This is a genomic window from Thioclava atlantica, from assembly GCF_000737065.1.
GTDB classification, from domain to species: Bacteria; Pseudomonadota; Alphaproteobacteria; order Rhodobacterales; family Rhodobacteraceae; genus Thioclava; species Thioclava atlantica.
In genome coordinates this window covers 1-16,047 of the sequence record NZ_AQRC01000020.1, presented here as the reverse complement: position 1 = coordinate 16,047, position 16,047 = coordinate 1, and the positions used below count along the sequence as shown (strand labels likewise).

General features: G+C 61.3%; 14 protein-coding genes. 2 read left to right on the top strand and 12 right to left on the bottom strand.

Annotation, left to right across the window (positions count from 1 at the left end):
* Positions 1 to 9: 9 nt before the first annotated feature.
* Entirely contained in the window at positions 10 to 1,458 is a 1,449-nt protein-coding gene (locus DW2_RS17885) for a mannose-1-phosphate guanylyltransferase/mannose-6-phosphate isomerase (protein WP_038148680.1), read from the top strand.
* 199 nt (positions 1,459 to 1,657) lie between these two features.
* Here the strand turns inward: DW2_RS17885 and DW2_RS17880 are convergent, their stop codons facing one another.
* From DW2_RS17880 to DW2_RS17830, 11 genes are all read right to left on the bottom strand, one after another.
* Entirely contained in the window at positions 1,658 to 2,995 is a 1,338-nt protein-coding gene (locus tag DW2_RS17880; RefSeq protein WP_337588248.1) for a DUF6538 domain-containing protein, read from the bottom strand.
* Positions 2,996 to 3,272: 277 nt separating this feature from the next.
* Positions 3,273 to 4,073, bottom strand: coding sequence for an ABC transporter permease (locus DW2_RS17875; RefSeq protein WP_038148678.1), 801 nt, complete (start codon positions 4,071 to 4,073; stop codon positions 3,273 to 3,275).
* Positions 4,070 to 4,924, bottom strand: a complete 855-nt coding sequence (locus DW2_RS17870) for an ABC transporter permease (RefSeq protein WP_038148677.1) — start codon at positions 4,922 to 4,924, stop codon at positions 4,070 to 4,072. Before DW2_RS17870 ends, DW2_RS17875 begins: the two co-directional genes overlap by 4 nt.
* Positions 4,921 to 5,958 carry an ABC transporter ATP-binding protein gene (locus tag DW2_RS17865; protein WP_038148676.1) on the bottom strand — a complete coding sequence of 346 codons (1,038 nt, stop codon included), beginning with the start codon at positions 5,956 to 5,958 and terminating at the stop codon, positions 4,921 to 4,923. Before DW2_RS17865 ends, DW2_RS17870 begins: the two co-directional genes overlap by 4 nt.
* Positions 5,959 to 6,030: 72 nt before the next feature.
* Entirely contained in the window at positions 6,031 to 7,095 is a 1,065-nt protein-coding gene (locus tag DW2_RS17860) for an ABC transporter substrate-binding protein (protein WP_038148675.1), read from the bottom strand.
* Between the two features lie 25 nt (positions 7,096 to 7,120).
* Positions 7,121 to 8,038, bottom strand: a complete 918-nt coding sequence (gene speB / locus DW2_RS17855) for an agmatinase (RefSeq protein ID WP_238321359.1) — start codon at positions 8,036 to 8,038, stop codon at positions 7,121 to 7,123.
* Between the two features lie 140 nt (positions 8,039 to 8,178).
* Positions 8,179 to 9,099, bottom strand: a complete 921-nt coding sequence (locus tag DW2_RS17850; protein WP_038148672.1) for a LysR family transcriptional regulator — start codon at positions 9,097 to 9,099, stop codon at positions 8,179 to 8,181.
* On the bottom strand, positions 9,099 to 9,890 hold the full coding sequence (locus DW2_RS17845; protein WP_051856419.1) for a nitrilase-related carbon-nitrogen hydrolase: 792 nt from the start codon (positions 9,888 to 9,890) through the stop codon (positions 9,099 to 9,101). Before DW2_RS17845 ends, DW2_RS17850 begins: the two co-directional genes overlap by 1 nt.
* A gap of 424 nt (positions 9,891 to 10,314) precedes the next feature.
* Complete coding sequence (locus tag DW2_RS17840) at positions 10,315 to 12,531, bottom strand: polysaccharide biosynthesis tyrosine autokinase (RefSeq protein ID WP_238321358.1); 2,217 nt, start codon at positions 12,529 to 12,531, stop codon at positions 10,315 to 10,317.
* Between the two features lie 62 nt (positions 12,532 to 12,593).
* Complete coding sequence (locus tag DW2_RS17835) at positions 12,594 to 13,049, bottom strand: arsenate reductase/protein-tyrosine-phosphatase family protein (RefSeq protein ID WP_038148668.1); 456 nt, start codon at positions 13,047 to 13,049, stop codon at positions 12,594 to 12,596.
* Position 13,050: 1 nt separating this feature from the next.
* The gene (locus DW2_RS17830; protein WP_051856416.1) at positions 13,051 to 14,136 is read right to left on the bottom strand and encodes a polysaccharide export protein; all 1,086 of its coding nucleotides are present in this window, start codon (positions 14,134 to 14,136) and stop codon (positions 13,051 to 13,053) included.
* Between the two features lie 399 nt (positions 14,137 to 14,535).
* Between DW2_RS17830 and DW2_RS17825 the strand changes: the two genes are divergently transcribed.
* Positions 14,536 to 15,633: an MraY family glycosyltransferase gene (locus DW2_RS17825; RefSeq protein ID WP_051856411.1), complete on the top strand. Its 1,098-nt coding sequence runs from the start codon at positions 14,536 to 14,538 to the stop codon at positions 15,631 to 15,633.
* 90 nt (positions 15,634 to 15,723) lie between these two features.
* Here the strand turns inward: DW2_RS17825 and DW2_RS17820 are convergent, their stop codons facing one another.
* Positions 15,724 to 15,999, bottom strand: a complete 276-nt coding sequence (locus tag DW2_RS17820) for a hypothetical protein (RefSeq protein WP_038148666.1) — start codon at positions 15,997 to 15,999, stop codon at positions 15,724 to 15,726.
* Positions 16,000 to 16,047: the final 48 nt, after the last annotated feature.

Below are 16,047 nucleotides of genomic sequence, written 5' to 3'. Positions count from 1 at the left end.
GAGGGATTTATGAGCAAGACGATCCACCCCGTCCTCCTTTGCGGCGGCTCGGGCACGCGGCTCTGGCCGCTCTCGCGCAAGAGCTACCCCAAACAATTCGTCAACCTGATGGGCGAGGAGAGCCTGTTCCAGGCCTCGGCAAAACGGCTCGCGGGCAACGGCTTCGCGGCACCTTCTGTAATCACCGGCGCGGATTTCCGCTTCGTGGTGATCGAACAACTGGCCGCACTCGAAATCGCCCCTGCAGATATCCTGATCGAACCGTCCGCTCGTAACACAGCCGCGGCGATCTGCGCCGGCGCGCTGGTGCTGGAGGTGCGCGAGCCTGGCGCGCTGATGCTCGTCGCGCCGTCCGATCACGTCATTCCCGACCCGGCACGCTTCCGCGCCGCGGTCGAGGCAGCGGCGCCTGCAGCCGAGGCAGGCCAGCTGGTCACCTTCGGCATCCGTCCCGATCGCCCCGAGACGGGCTATGGCTGGCTGGAGTTGAGCGAAGCGCCCGATGCAGAGTTCTCAGCTCTCCCACAGCCGCTGAAATCCTTCGTCGAAAAGCCTGATCTAGCCAAGGCCGAGGCGCTGCTCGATGGCGGCATGCATCTCTGGAATGCCGGCATCTTCCTCTTCTCCACCTCGGCGATCCTCGACGCCTTCGCAAAACACGCCCCCGAGACGCTCGCGCAGGCCAAGGCTGCCGTCGAAGCGGCGGAGCGTGACCTCGCCTTTACCCGGCTCGCGCCCGAGCCTTGGGCGCAGCTCGAAGACATCTCGATCGACTACGCGGTGATGGAGCGCGCGGACAACCTGACCGTCGTGCCCTATGGTGGCGCGTGGTCAGACCTCGGCGACTGGCAGGCGGTCTGGCGCGAGCAGAACCCGGACGCAAACGGCATCGTCGCGACCGGCCCCGCCACCGCCATCGACTGCCGCGATACGCTTCTGCAGTCGACCGATGAGGCGCAGGAGCTTGTGGGCATCGGGCTCGAGGATATCATCGCCGTTGCCATGCCCGACGCTGTCCTCGTCGCCCACAAGGACCGAGCGCAGGACGTGAAGAAAGCCGTCGCCGAGCTCAAAGCCAAGGGCGCCGCCCAGGCCGAGACCCTGCCCCGCGACTTCCGCCCCTGGGGCTGGTATGAGAGCCTCGTCATCGGAAAACGCTTCCAGGTGAAGCGGATCCACGTGCATCCCGGCGCCGCGCTCAGCCTGCAAAGCCACCACCACCGCGCCGAGCACTGGATCGTCGTCGAAGGCACCGCAAAGGTGACGATCGACGACGAGGTGAAACTCGTGAGCGAGAACCAGTCCGTCTACATTCCGCTTGGTGCGGTCCACCGAATGGAAAACCCAGGGAAAGTCCCGTTGACGCTGATCGAAGTGCAGACTGGCAGTTATCTCGGCGAGGATGACATCATCCGCTACGATGATGTCTATGCGCGCGGACAGGGCGCGAAGGGGTAAGAGCGCGGCTGCTCTCAAAAGAAAGACAGCTCCAAACCTCAAAGTCCTTTAGGAAAACGAAGAGCCGCGACTATTTTGGTCGCGGCTCTTTTTGTTGGATAATCTCTCCATTGGAAAGCCATCGAAGCAAAGAAATACTGACACTCACATTTTCTGAGGGCCCATTGAACGCGATTGCGGAACTGACCCTGCAGAGTGCTCAGAATGCGATCGGCTCAAGAAGCCCTGCGATTACCGCAAGTCGCCCCCCTTCCCCGTAGCGCTCACGCCCCAGCGCATGCCCCATCACGTCGCGCCGAATCCGTTCATCGATCTCAGCTGCAAGCATCCGATCTTCAAACGCATGCCGCAAGCTGTAGAGGGAATGCCGCTCGCTCTCGAGGAGACTGGCATTACGCAGATAAGTATTCACAGTGGCACTCAGCGTGCCCGAGCTTTCGCGGTAACGCGAAAACCCATCCGGGAACGCTCGCATCGCCTCAAGCGACACCCCGTGAAGCGGCATGACGCGTTCCGCATTCTGCGTCTTAAGAACCCGTCCGATCGGCTGCAACAGCAAATGCGGAATCGGACCATCAAGCCGGATCTCTTCGGGCCGTAGCGCCGCGATTTCGCTCGGACGCAGCCCGGTATTCACCATCACCAGCAGGATTGCACGCGCCTGCGGCTCCAGCCCATCGAGCGCACCGGGGGCCAGCAAGCGGTCCCGTGTCCAGTCGTCCGAGAAGGAGGGCCGCCGCGCCGCTTTCCCCTGCCGGAAGCCAAGATCTTCGAGCGGCAGTTCGAGCCCGAGCCGCTTGTCACGGTTCACGCGCCTCAAGACCGCGCTAAGATGCGTCAGGTCCTTGTTCGCGGAATTCGCGGTGAGCCCTTCGCACGCCATCCGCTCTGCCCACCAATCGCGAAAATCGAGGAAATCATCGATCGTGAGATCAGAAAGCGGCTTGTCCCCGACAACCGAGATGAAATTCTGCACCGCCTTGATATGCGGGTAGCGCCAGCGTCGAACCTGATCCGCACTCTTGCCCAAGGTCTTGTCACGCGCGAGCCCCCAGAACAACTCGAGCGCCCGCGATACGGTGATCAACGGCAGCTCCGCCCCACCAAGAAGGGAATCCGCCCCGAGCGGATCACGCATCTCGTCACTGGCAACCAGATCGATACGCGCGAGTAGCTCTTGCACAGGCAGACGCGCCACCTTGCGCGCATCGAGAAATCGGTAGCCGCGCGCCTTCGCAAACCGCTTGGCCGCAGCGAACCGCGCCTCAGCGTCTTCCGTGTCGCCATCGAGCATTGCCTCCCAGACCTCGACCTGCTCGGCCCAGAGCACCGGTGCCTTCTGCCGCGCCACCGTCTCAGACCCCGTCCGAAGGCTGATCACCACCTCGCGGCGCGGATCGACCGGGGCATAGGCTTTGGGAACCCGCCGACGCAGATGCCAGACTTCGCCGCGCTTGGTGATATTCATCGCACACCTCCGGGAAAGAAACCCCTGTGTATCACCATGTGTAGCACGAAAGCCGCCCGGCCGGGGCATAATTCCATCTAAATTATTGATTACAAATGATTTCGTTGCAATTTTGACTCGCAACCCGGCGCAGATATGTCGGAGAGGAATTCCGATCCCAGACCATTCGCCGCACTCATACAAATCGTCTCCGCACAAAGCCACAAACTCACCCGGCGGCTTGAGAGAGACCTGATCGCGGCCTCACATAAGTCAGCCCGCTCAGTCATGTGTCGCTGCGAAACAGCGTCCGGCAGTCTGTCCTGATGCCTAGACTCGCAAGCAGCAATGCCAACTCCCCATCGCCTCACTCTCTCCGACTGCGTTCCGCCCCCATCAAGCGTGGCAAATCTCCAAAACGGCCTATCAGGCCGAAAACGAGCGCGGCCAGCGCAACGAAAAGGACGGAGACGACACCGAGGATTGGCGTGTAACCGTAACGCAAAGCGTTGAAGATCTTGATTGGGATCGTCTCGACTGTGAAACCCGCGACCATGTAGGCGATGATGTATTCGTTGAGGCTGAGAACGAAGGCGAAGGCATAGCCCGAGACGATGAAGGGGAGCAGGAGCGGCCCGATCACCGTTCGCATGACCGTCCAGCGCCCCGCTCCCATCACCCGCGCGGCCTCGAGAAACGCCCGGTCGATCCCCTTTAGACCGAGCGAGATTGTCACTAGCGGTAGCGTCACCAAGAACACTGCATGCGAGACGATCGTGGCCCAGATTTGACCGTATCCACCAACCGTCATCCAGAACACCATGAAACCGAGCGCCGAGATAACAGGAGGCAGCGTGAAGGGCGCGAGCCCCACCCCTGTCAGCAAACGCGCCGCGATCCCGTTGCGCTCCCATGCGAAGAGCGCGAGCGGCAGCGCGATCGCCACCGAGAGCGCCGAGGCGCACGCCGCAATCAACAACGAATGGCCGAGCGGAACCAGCCAGGCACTGTCCTCGAACAACGCGCCATACCAGCGCAGCGATGGCTCAACGGGCGGAAAGCGCATGGTCTGTGGCCCGTTGATCGACACCCCCGTGACCACCAGGAGCGGCGCAAGCAGCAAAAGCAGGATCGCCAGAACATAGGCGCGTTTGAGCCAGCCCGTCATGCCGCCCCCCTCTGCCGCCCGGCAAGCGAGGCAAGCCCGACAAGCGCCAGTGCCACAAGCATCAGGAAGATCGACATCGCCGCGGCGAAGGGCAGGTTCGACTGGTAGATCGCTTGATCGGTGATATGGACCGAGAGTGTCCAGTCCTCGGAGCGCCCCAGCAACTGCGGCAACAGATACGACCCGAGCGTAAAGACGAAGACCAGAATGAAGGCCCCTACGATCGCGCTGCGCAAATTGGGCACCACCACGCCAAAGAACGCGCGCGGCCCCGAGGCGCCCATCACCCGCGCGGCCTCGATGATCTCGGGATCGAGCCGCGAGACCGGCGGATAGAGGACGAGAACCGCGAAGGGGAAGCCGATATAGCAAAGCCCTGTGATGAGCGCGAATAGCGAGGGCGTGTAGGCAACCGGCGCGTCGATCAGGCCAAGCCAGTAGAACAGGTTCGAAATCCCGGCCGTCTTCGACAGGAGTGTCGAGAGCGAAAAGCCGACGATCACCTCGGAAAGCGAAAGCACCGAGAGCAGGACAACGAGCGCCAAGGTCTGGATGCGGTGGCTCATCGAGGAGAGGAACACCGTGAAGGGAAAAGCCAGCACCACGCAGATCGCGGCAGCGGCCAGCGAGACACCGACTGAGACCCCCATCACCTTCGCGAAGAAAGCGGTTAGGAACCGCGCGTAATGCGTCAGCTCAAAGCCCGGAATGAAGGCTCCGGCGGGGTCGCGTTGCGAGACCGACACCGCCAGCATGATTCCGAAAGGAACGAGAAAGAACACCACCAGCATCAGCGCGGGCCAGAGCCCGATCCATCCCGGTGTCGCGCGCTGATCCGTGTCCGCGCTCACGCCACTACCACCCGTTCACCGGGGCGGAAACTCAGGCTCACCCGTTCGCCCGGACGGTAGGCGCCGTGCATTTCCGGCGAAAGCTGCGCGTTGATCTCCTGTCCACCCACCTGCAACAGCAAGTGGCGGCTCTCGCCGAGATCGCGCAGGAAGATGATTTCGGCTTCGATCTCGCCGCCAGGCGGGCCGATCGCGACATGTTCGGGACGCACGGAAAGCTGCGCGCGCCCCTGCGCGACACCGATCCGGTCGCCTTCGGCCACCGGCAACCGCGCTCCCAGAACCTCGATCGCACCATCACGGATCTCACATTGCAACAGGTTCGTGGTGCCGATGAAACCCGCAACGAAGGGATTGGCCGGGTTGCGGTAGATCTCCATCGGCGCACCGGCCTGCTGGATCACCCCGTCCTTCATAACGATTACCAGATCGGCCATGGTCAGGGCCTCTTTCTGGTCATGGGTAACGACGATCGTTGTCACCCCGAGACTTTGCTGGATCTGGCGCAGTTCGATCTGCATATGTTCGCGAAGTCCCGCATCGAGCGCGGAGAGTGGCTCGTCGAGCAGGAATACCTTCGGGTCGATGGCAAGGCCACGCGCGATCGCTACCCGCTGGCGCTGACCGCCTGAGAGCTGGTCAATACGGCGCGCGCCCATGCCTGGCAGGCGCACGAGTTCCAGAAGCTCCTCGGCGCGCCTCTCGCGCTCGGCGCGATCCGCGCCCCGGATCGCCAGCGGATAGGAGATGTTCCCTGCCACGTCGAGATGAGGAAAGAGCGCGAGCGACTGGAAAACCATCCCCATGCCGCGCTTATGGGTGGGCACCTTCGTCTGCTCCTCGCCATTGACAAAGATATGCCCTCCGCTCGGGGTCTCGAGCCCAGCTATCACCCTCAGAAGCGTGGTCTTACCGCAGCCCGACGGGCCGAGCAGGCAGACGAACTTGCCGGTCGGGATCTCGAGCGAAACCTCGTCGAGCGCGGTGAAAGTCCCGAATGTCTTGCTGAGGCTTTCAATGCGCAAATTGGTCATCAGTATCCCGTATCCTGAAATTGAAAGTGCGCCGCGGCGACGCGAGCCGCCACGGCGCCAGTGGGGGCTCATTTAGCCGGTGATCAGTTCCGACCATTTCTGATTGATCCAGTCGCCGCGGTCCACATAGATGTCGTAGAGCGGCAGGATCGGGGTCTTGTCCGAGGACACGGCGGCGAATTCCTCATCCGTGAGGTCGGTGAGATCACGCGGCACGGTCGGCGCAGTGCCGACATTGCGCGACATCTTCGCCTGGATCTCGGGCTGGGCCATGTAATCGATGAAGACCTGCGCCTGCTCGACCGCCTTCGAGGCCTTCGAGACCACCCAGGAACCCGAGTCGAGCACCGCGCCCTCCTCAGGGAACGTCGAGCGCACGGGTTTGTCCTGCGAGGCGGCGAGCGTGGTCACGTCGTGGTAATACTCGCCCATCGGGATCTCACCGGTTTCCAGCGCCTGCTGGAACTGACCCTCGTCGCGATACCACAGCCGAACATTCGGCTTCAGCTCGGCGAGCTTCGCCATAACCTTGAGAATACCGTCCTCGCTCTTGAGGATGTCGGTGCCGCCGAAATATGTGGTCGCGGTGATCTCGAGCAGGAAGGAATTCGTGGCCAGCGACATCAGCCCAAGCTTGTCCTTGTTCGCCTCGTCCCAGAGTGCTTTCCACGAGCTCGGTGCCTCGGGATAGGTATCAGTATTGGTGACCAGAGTTACATACCAGCTCACCGCCCCGGTGCCGTAGACGCTGCCGTCCTCGTAACGATGCACGAAATGCTTCGGAAGCACGGAGATGTGCTCCATCTTGCCTTCATCGAGCTTCGCCCAAAGCCCCGAACGCTCGCCCTTGATCCGCGCGAGTTGCGCCATCATCGACACGTCGGCCGGGGCCTGCCCGGCGCGCGCGGCTTGCGAAAGCTGAACCAGCCACGCCTCGCCGGTGGGCTCGGCGATGCTCTCGATCTCGATCCCGGTCGCAGCAGTGAAATCGGGATAGATGAACTTGTCGAAGCTGTCCTTGAAGTAGCCCCCATAGGTGCCGACCTTGAGCGGGGTGCTGGCCGCGCGCAGGATGGTTGGGGCGGCAAGCGCCGCCGTTCCGAGCGCGGCACTGACCAGAAACTGACGTCTTTTCATGTGGATGTCTCCCTGTTGTCCGGCTTCATTGGCGCCCCTGCGGCACGCCGGGCAGCGCGCAGAGCATTTCATAAAGGAAGTTCGCGGCGATCACGGCGGTATTCCCTGCCATGTCATAGGGCGGTGAGACCTCGACCAGATCGCAGCCCACGAGTTTGAGCCCCGCCGTGCCCCGAATGATCTCGAGCCCCTGCATCGTGGTGAGCCCGCCGACCTCGACCGTGCCAGTGCCCGGTGCGAAAGCGGGATCGAGGCTGTCGATGTCGTAGGAGAGATAGACTGGTGCATCCCCGATCTTCTCGCGGATCTCGGCCATGAGCGGAGCGAGCGACTTGTGCCAACACTCTTCGGCCTGGATGCAGGTCCAGCCGCGCTCCCGACCCCAGTCGAAATCGTCGGGCCCGTAGCCGGTGCCGCGCAGACCGATCTGGAACACCTTGTCGTTTTGCAGGCAGCCCTCTTCCCAGGCGCGGCGGAACGGGCAGCCATGCGCTGCCGTCTCTCCGAACATGGCTTCGTTGGTGTCGGAATGCGCATCTACATGGATAAGCGCGACCGGGCCGTGCTTTTCCGCGACCGCGCGCAGGATCGGCCAGGTCAGTGTGTGATCGCCCCCAAGCGTCAGCGGGACCGCGTCATGCGCCAACACGCCGCGGTAATGCTCGGCGATAATCTCGACCGATTTCTTCAGGTCATAGAGGTTGATCGGCACATCACCGATATCGGCGACCTGGAGATGCTCGAAGGGTGCCGCCCCCGTCGCCATGTTGTAGGGACGGATCATCCGGCTCTCGTCGCGGATCTGGCGTGGCCCGAGCCGCGTGCCCGGTCGGTTCGACGTGCCGATATCCATCGGAATTCCAATGAAGCAGGCGTCGAGCCCTTCGGCGCCCTCGGCCGCGGGCAGGCGCATCATCGTCGCCGGGCCACCAGTGCGAGGCATCATATTGCCGCTAAGGGGTTGGTTGAAACGATGCGCGCTCATTGGGAACTCCGTTCTTTCGGGACGAAGAATGCGCAGATCTCTAGCGGCGAAAAATCTCAACGTGTCGAACTTCACTTCGACAAAAATCGAAGTATCGTTCAGGCTGTGGCGCTTTTTTCGGCAACCGGTCGGTAGAGTTGTTCAAGCTCGCTCCGCATCGCCTGCGCGAGCGGCGAGGCTTCCGCATCGGGCCGCGTGATCGCCTCGAAGGCGCAGCGATAGAGAAACCGTTCTGGAAGGATCGCACGAAGCCGCCCCGCCTCGACCCATCGCCCCGCGGAGTGCTCGGGCATGTAGCCCACAAAAGCGCCAGAGAGGATCATCACCAATTGCTGCTCGAGCCCCTGCGCCATCGCCGTGGTGTTCGGGAAGTCACGGTTGTTCCAGTGATCCTCGCGCCAGTAGCTGCGCCCGACCGCCCGCATCGAAGCGACGAATTCCGGAGTGAGGACCGCATCGGGCACCGACCAAAGCGGATGACCCGGCGCGCAATAGAGGAAATTCTCCTCGTCATAGAGCTTTTGGTAATGCAGCCCCGCGACCTTGTGTGGAAACGATCCGATCGCGAGATGGAGCGAGCCTTCGAGCACCCGCGCCTGAAACTCTTGAGGCGAGCCTTGCGCAAGCTCGAAGCGAAGCGAACTCGCTCGCCGTTCGAGCGCTGCGATCGCTTCGGGGAGTCGGAAATTCGGATCAGTCACGACATGATCGACGAGCCCCACCCGGAGCGTGCCCGAAAGAGTGCCACGCAAGGCCGCGGTTTCGCTTACGAATTCCTCGGTCGCTGCAAGAAGCCGCACCACAGCCGCATGCACCGCCTCGCCCTTCTGGGTCAATCGGAAGCCCGCCCGTCCGCGCCGGCAAAGCGTCACACCAAGCCGATCCTCGAGTGCGGTGATCTGGGTCGAGATCGTGGATTGGCTGACATTCAGCTCGGCCTGCGCGGCCGCGAAGCCCCGATGACGCACCACCGCGTCGAAAACCCGCAGTAGCCGAATATCGGTGCCCGAAAGCTGCATCACCCGGCCTCGCCGACGGGTTGAAAATCGTTGAGCTGCGTCGAGAGAGTAGCAGGGTCATACACCGCCTCGAGCGTTGCCATCAGCATGCAGGGCGCGCTCCCCGCTCGGGCCAGCACTTTGCCATCGGGCCCGGCGATCACAGAGCTGCCGAAATAGTTCAGATCGGCCTCGGGTCCACAGAGATTGGCATAAAGGATGGTCAGGGCGTGATTGGCCGCCATCGCCGGGACGACATGGGCGCCCACATGTTCGAACGGGTGCATCGCCGCGGTAGGCGCGAGGATGATCTCGACGCCCTGCGCCTTGAGTGCTGCGACATGAGGGGCAAATTCCACGTCATAGCAAATCAGGATCGCCGCGCGGCGCCCCCCGAGTTCGAAGACAGTATAGCCATCACCGGGCGTAAAGCGCGCAGCCTCGGCGGGCCCGTAAAGCTGGATCTTCCGGTGGTTACCCAACAACGCGCCCGTGGCCGATACACAGAGCGCCGAATTGAACAGGATTTCTCCCACGCGCTCGGGATAACCCACGCAGATCGCGCAGCCTGCGTCGCGCGCGAGCAGTGCAAGCCTCGCCGCCATCTCCTCGCAGCTCATGGCCAGTGCGTCGAGGTCGTCGCGCTGGTAACCGGTCACGAACAGTTCGGGAAAGACAATCACCTGGGCCCCCGCGAGACCTGCCGCGCCCGCTCCACGAGCAATCTGCTTTAGGGCCTCTTCGCGAACGCCGGCAACCGTGCCTGCCTGCCAAAGCGCCACGCCAAGCCCGGTCTCCATCTCAATGTTCATAATTGCTGCGCTCTTTCGTCTTGAATGGAATTGGCGACCAGAGGGCATCAGGGCCCACGTTGCGTCAGTTTCACCAGTCAGACAAACGGCCGCAAGCCCAAAGGAATTTGACCCGCGGCAGCCGTCTTTCGAAATGAACCAAAAGCAGTTCTTCGCGCCATGTGTTCGCCCGGCCTATCCGAGACGGGCAACAGCCTATTCCAAGCTGAGGTCATTCACCGGTCCGAGTCCGCTGCGCGGCTTCGAAGCCTCAGACTACACCCGCTTGAAACCGACGAGTGGTTCAACGACCGCCGTCTGCTCGAGCCGATCGGAAGATCCCGCTAGCAGAAGCGGAGACCCATTCTTACGTAGCTCTGGAAAGCGGAGACAAGGCCACGCAACTAAACGAAACTAGGACATCGGCCAAGCCGGAGCGGCTCACTTAGTCATCCGATTTGTAGCTGTAGCGGTAATTGTAGTGATACTGATAATGACCGCCGTAGCGCTCGGCCGCCTCAGCCTTGAAGCCGTTGAGAACCGCGCCGGTGATATGAGTCCCTGCCGCCTCGAAGCTGGCCTGAACCGCGCGTAGCGCGCCCTGCATCGTCTCGAGATGACGGGCGATTGCGATTGTGGCGCCGACAGAGCGGCCGATCACGACGGGGTCGGTCACCGCAAGAGCTGGCGGCGCGTCGACGATAATCAGGTCATACTCCGCATCGAGTTGCTTGAGGAGCGAAGAGAACTCCGCTCGCATGAGCAGCTCGGACGGATTCGGCGGGTAGCGTCCCGACAAGATCACATCGAGCCCGTCGACCGGACCACGCAGCATCACTTCCGAAAGCGGTTTCTCGTGCCCGAGATAATCCGAAAGACCGGGTGTCTCCTTCGGCATATGCAGAAAACGGGCGAGATAGCCGCGCCGCATGTCAGCGTCAATGAGACAGACTTTCTGGCCCGACTGTGCCGCGACTACCGCAAGGTTGACCGCCGTGAAGGTCTTGCCGACACCCGGCGCCGCGGAGGTCAGCTGGATTGAGTTCGTCTTTGCGTCGAGAAGCCCGAAGTGAAGCGAGGTTCGCAACGAACGCAGGGCCTCGGTCGCGACAGCTTGCGGATGTTCAAGCGCGAAGATCGGGAGATTACCTTTGCGGTGTCGGAAATCCGCGGCTTCAGGCGCGAAGGGCACGGTCGCGAACACGGGGAGCCCCAGCTCCTCAATTTCTTCGGCGCCCTTGATGCCTTGGCGCAACGCCCGCCGGACAAGCACGATCGCCGCGCCTATGATCAGCCCGAGAAGCCCCGCCAGAGCCACGATCCGCATAGTCCGTGGTGCGACAGGAATACCGCTTGCGTAGGCATTGTCGATGATCCGCACCGATCCGACGGTCGAGGCACGGACCACCTGCAATTCCTGAGAGCGGTTGAGGAGCTGCGTATAAACCTGCTGAGCGACCTCAAGATTGCGCTGCAGGTTGAAGATGTCCTTCTGCGTCTCGGGCAGGCTCTGGGTGGCTTTCTTTGCCGCCTCGAGTTGAGTTTCCAGTTCCTTCCGATTTTGCATCAACGCCTGATAGGCCGGGTGATTGACCGTATACTGATTCTTCAGTTCGGCCTCCTTGAGATCGAGCGCGGACAATTCACCCTCGATCTTGGTCACCCGCTCAAGAAGCGCCTGGGTCTCGTAATTGACATCGACCGATTGCTGTTTCTGGCGATAGGCATTGAGTGCCTGCTCCGCCGCCGCCACGTTCTTGCGCGCTTCAGGAAGCTGTTTCTCGATGAATTCGAGGCTGCTTTCGGCCGAGGCCGCATTACGCTCTACGTTCTGCTCAAGAAAGGCATTCGCGATCGCGTCAAGCACAGCTTCGGCCCGCTTGCGATCGGTATCTCGATAACTCGTCTTGAGGATCATGCTCCCGCGCGGGTTCTCCGAAACAGAGAAGTTGTCCGCGACGATCTGGATCGCGTTCTCCAGCGAGCGCTTACCGACGAAGAATTCACGTCCCACGGGGGTGTCCAGTTTCTGGACCTGCATCGTGAAAGCGCCATCAGGCGTTTTCGCCGTCTTCCCAACTTCACCCTTCAGATCCGTTCCATCGGGCAGCTCGACCACATAGCTCGTCGCGCCAGTAACCGTGAGCGCCATACTGTCATTGCGCCAGCTATCTGGAACCTGCATCGCCCCCAAGACGAGTGCCTCTTCGCCCCATTGATACGACGGGAAAAGGCCCAAATCTGGCAAATGAAGCCGTGCTGGCAAAACGCCAAGGAGCGGCAGGCGACGCGGAACCGCGTAGGTCTCGAGCCCGACCTTGCGCACAGCCTCTCCCAGAACGCGCCGCGAAGACATGATCGCGATCTGCGTGTCCGACGGAGACTTGCCGCCCGTGCCCCTGCCGAGAATGTCCTGCATCGCTTGGGGAAGTGCGAGATTTCCAGCCTGGTCTTCGAGCTGCAAAAGCCCGGAGGCTTGATAGACCGGCGGGGATCGAAGCGCGACCAAAACTCCAAAGGCGAGAGCAACGACAAGCGCGGCGACGATCCACCGCCAGCCCACGACCAGCGCCCCGCCAAGCGCCACAAGATCAATCTCGTCATCGTCTGAGTCGTTTGAAGGCGCCATTTGCACTTTCGAAAAGCTGGGGTTTTGCTTCATCGTCTTTGCTCAATCACGAAAAACAATCCTAACGTAAAATCCAATGGCAGGCGCTGCTTATATCATCCGCAACCGCGCCCACGGTCGAGGCGCGAGACCCAGCCATCCGCCGCGGCGCTTATTTGGCCGAAAGCGGACCGATGCATCTCAATCGGCTTGCGGTAGGGGTCGGGGATCCCCTTCCCGCCCAGCCATTGGTCAAACATCATCGTTCGCCCTGCCAAGTGCGGAGCGATCCGAGCGATCTCCGCTTTGTGGCCGGCCTCCATTACGAGGATCAATTCATGGGCTGCACCAATTTCCGGAGTGAATTGACGCGCGACATGACCGGCAAGGCTCAGCCCTTCCGCTTCGGCTACTTCCTGCATTGTCTGATCAGCGGGGGCGCCCACGACCGCTCCGATCCCCGCTGACGTAACGCTGCACTCGGGAAGATCGCGAGCAAGCAAGCGTTCACCCACAGGAGAGCGGCAGATATTCCCCACGCACACGACGAGGATCGAACCGACTTGCGCCATGTCAGTTCGCCAACGAATTTGCCGCACGCGCCGTGTTAAGCGTCGGCAGGAGGTTAGAGATCACCCGGTTCCACTTCGCCACCGGGGCAGTCGTGACATAGACCACATCCTGCGGGTGGAGATAGAACCGCGTGCCGACCACGAAGGCAGCCGCGCTCGACGTGTCGAGTTGATAGACAGTCACTCCTGCAGGTGTATCGCGGAACACAAACACGCCACGCGCATCGGCCTGATCTTGGCGAAGGCCACCTACTGCGGTCACCGCTTCAGTCAGCGTCACGTCATCCTTGGTGAGGTCGATCGGCCCGGGCTTGACCAGCTGCCCAAGAAGATAAGCCTCCATCGTCTTTGCGCGCGGGACGGCGACCACATCGCCATTGTGAAGATACGGGTTATTCGAGGTGATACCCTGATCAAGGAAGGCTTGAAGATCAACGCTGTAGCTACGGCCGCCCCGTCGCACATTTACGCGCCGGGCATCAGCTTTTTCAGCAAGGCCACCGGCTTCGTTGATCGCATCGAGAAGGGTCAGCGCCGAGGAGGTCAGCGGGATCCGCGAAGGCTTGTTTACTTCGCCGGTCACAGAGACGGTCTGGGAGTTATACCCGACCACTCGCACAGAGACTTGCGGGGATGGGATGAATTCCTTGAGCCGTGCCGCAAGATCGGAGCGTATCTCCTCGGGCGTCCGCCCGCGTGCGCGCACCTGCCCCACATACGGATAGAAGAAGGTCCCATCGGATTGCACCCTGAGCCCCGATTCGGCCGGTGTCCGGTTCGCACCGGCCGGCATCGTCAATTCGGGATGATCCCATACCACGATGTCGAGCAGATCGCCCGTCCCCACTCGGTAATTCCAGTAACCGCTCGCGGGTAGTGTCGTGCGTCCGCCGCTATTGTCCTGAGCTGCGCCGAAAGTCGCGACATTCGCAGCACTCAACCGCACGATGGCAATATTGCCTGCGACAGGGTCACTCGTCGTGGTCACGCTCCGATTGGAAACCGGAAAATTCGTCGCAGAGACATCACAAGAAGCGAGAAGAAGTAGGCTGGCCATTGCCACCAGCAGTTTCGTCATCGCCCGCATGCCTGCCCTCCTGAGCGTATCGCCTGGACCGGCGATTGTTTCCCGTTCGAATGAGCGCGCCAAGTGCTCGCATCTTAGAGGATTGAATAGAGGAGCCTCGCGGGTTTTCCAACCGCCAGTTACCACCTCCGGTCGTAATGTGGCGATTTCGCCCGAATCGAAACCCAAATGCGGGGCTCAACTTGAAGTTGTTCCGCAAGGCCGCGCCCAATCTATGTGCAGCCTATGGTGGTTTCCCTCATCTCTCGCGAAAAACCGCTCACAGCCCTTTGACCTCATCGGATTTCTCTGGCTATGAGAGACGTTGGGGGGCATCATTTTTACTAGATCCAAAGTTCTATTACGTATTGAAGAAGAGAGCTTCTTTCTCGGCGGTTCTCCCTTAAGTGGGTTACTGAAATGTATGGTTTAGAATACCTATCTGTCGCATTTTCCGCTTCGTTCCTCTTCGCCTGGCTGATCGTTCTGACAAAAGATTTTCATGGTAGCCTGACCTTGGACGGATCGCACGGGGTGCAAAAAATCCACAGCGCCCCCACCCCGAGGATCGGAGGGCTCGCACTTCTTGCAGGCGCGATCGTCACAGGCTTTCTTCTTGATCCCAGTTCTCAGAGCTTGTGGTGGACAATCTGCTTATGCGCGATTCCCGCATTCGGCTCCGGCGCAATCGAAGACGTCACCAAGAAGGTCTCGGCGAAATGGCGCCTGATAGCGACAGTTGTCGCCGGCCTCATCTTCTCGCTCGTCACGGGATACCGGATCGACCACGCGGATATTCCCGGACTTGATTACCTCCTTACTTTTCCGGCCTTCGGTATTGCGCTCAGCGCGATCGCGATCGGAGGCATCGCGAATTCCCTCAACATCATCGACGGGGTCAACGGGCTCGCCTCGGGCACCGCGATCATCGTCTTCAGTGCCTTTGGTGTGCTTGCAGCGCAATCCGGCGACACCACCGTCTTCGCGATCTGCCTGCTGATGATCGGCTCGATCGCCGGGTTCTTCGTGCTCAATTTCCCCTCTGGCCGGCTTTTCTACGGAGATGCTGGGGCATATTCGACAGGGTTCGTCCTCGCGGTAATCGGGATCGTGCTGCCGGCACGCAACCCTGAATATTCCCCCCTGATCGCGGTGCTCGCTCTTGCATATCCGTGGATCGAAACCCTCGTTTCCATACGTCGCCGCCTGAAGCGGGAGGGCACGCATCCTGGTGCGGCTGACAGGCTGCATCTCCACAGCCTCGTCTATCGGAGTCGCGCGCGCAGCCTCGCTAAGTCGATCGGACGCCCGCAGATGCGCAATCCGCTCACCAGCGTTCTTTTATGGTCGCTTTCGCTCGTCGCGGCGACGATTACGGTGCTCGAACCGGGGTCGCCCGGTTTTCTCGGTGCAGGCGTCGGCGTCGTTTTCATTCTCTATCTCTTGGTCTATCGCCGCGTCGCCCTACTCAGCAAATTGCGGCGATCTCTTTCGACCCAAGTCAAAAAACGCATCTGAATCTCAGATCAAATTTGGACCAACAAAGACGTCCCCGACAGCAAAAAACCCCGCCAAAGGCGGGGTTTTTTTCTTCAATCTTCCTGAACGTCAGTTCGTGCCGTTCGTTCCGTTCGTGCCGTTGCCGCCGCCCATAGCAGCGGCCGCAAGGCCGACCGCGACGATCACCGCAATAGCCGGGTTGGCCGGAGAAAGCTGACCGCCACCGGGAGCGCAGACGATCTTCGCAGCGCCATTTTCGTAGCCTGCGCTGAGAACCTGGCTACCCTTGCAAACATTTGCCTGCGCGGCCCAAGCAACGAGCTCTTGCTCGCTCAGGTTCGCGGGAGCTTGCACGCCCTGCGCGAAACCGGCGCTGTTGCGCAAATCAGCTGATGATCGCACTTGCCCTTTCCCCGGACACTCTTATCCCGC

Coding starts and splice junctions, on each gene's coding strand:
- DW2_RS17860 (WP_038148675.1), bottom strand. CDS start 7,095: ATGAAAAGACGTCAGTTTCTGGTCAGTGCCGCGCTCGGAACGGCGGCG.
- DW2_RS17865 (WP_038148676.1), bottom strand. CDS start 5,958: ATGACCAATTTGCGCATTGAAAGCCTCAGCAAGACATTCGGGACTTTC.
- DW2_RS17850 (WP_038148672.1), bottom strand. CDS start 9,099: ATGCAGCTTTCGGGCACCGATATTCGGCTACTGCGGGTTTTCGACGCG.
- speB (WP_238321359.1), bottom strand. CDS start 8,038: ATGCCTCGCACTGGTGGCCCGGCGACGATGATGCGCCTGCCCGCGGCC.
- DW2_RS17835 (WP_038148668.1), bottom strand. CDS start 13,049: ATGGCGCAAGTCGGTTCGATCCTCGTCGTGTGCGTGGGGAATATCTGC.
- DW2_RS17825 (WP_051856411.1), top strand. CDS start 14,536: ATGTATGGTTTAGAATACCTATCTGTCGCATTTTCCGCTTCGTTCCTC.
- DW2_RS17875 (WP_038148678.1), bottom strand. CDS start 4,073: ATGACGGGCTGGCTCAAACGCGCCTATGTTCTGGCGATCCTGCTTTTG.
- DW2_RS17840 (WP_238321358.1), bottom strand. CDS start 12,531: ATGAAGCAAAACCCCAGCTTTTCGAAAGTGCAAATGGCGCCTTCAAAC.
- DW2_RS17830 (WP_051856416.1), bottom strand. CDS start 14,136: ATGCGGGCGATGACGAAACTGCTGGTGGCAATGGCCAGCCTACTTCTT.
- DW2_RS17885 (WP_038148680.1), top strand. CDS start 10: ATGAGCAAGACGATCCACCCCGTCCTCCTTTGCGGCGGCTCGGGCACG.
- DW2_RS17845 (WP_051856419.1), bottom strand. CDS start 9,890: ATGAACATTGAGATGGAGACCGGGCTTGGCGTGGCGCTTTGGCAGGCA.
- DW2_RS17880 (WP_337588248.1), bottom strand. CDS start 2,995: ATGCCCCGGCCGGGCGGCTTTCGTGCTACACATGGTGATACACAGGGG.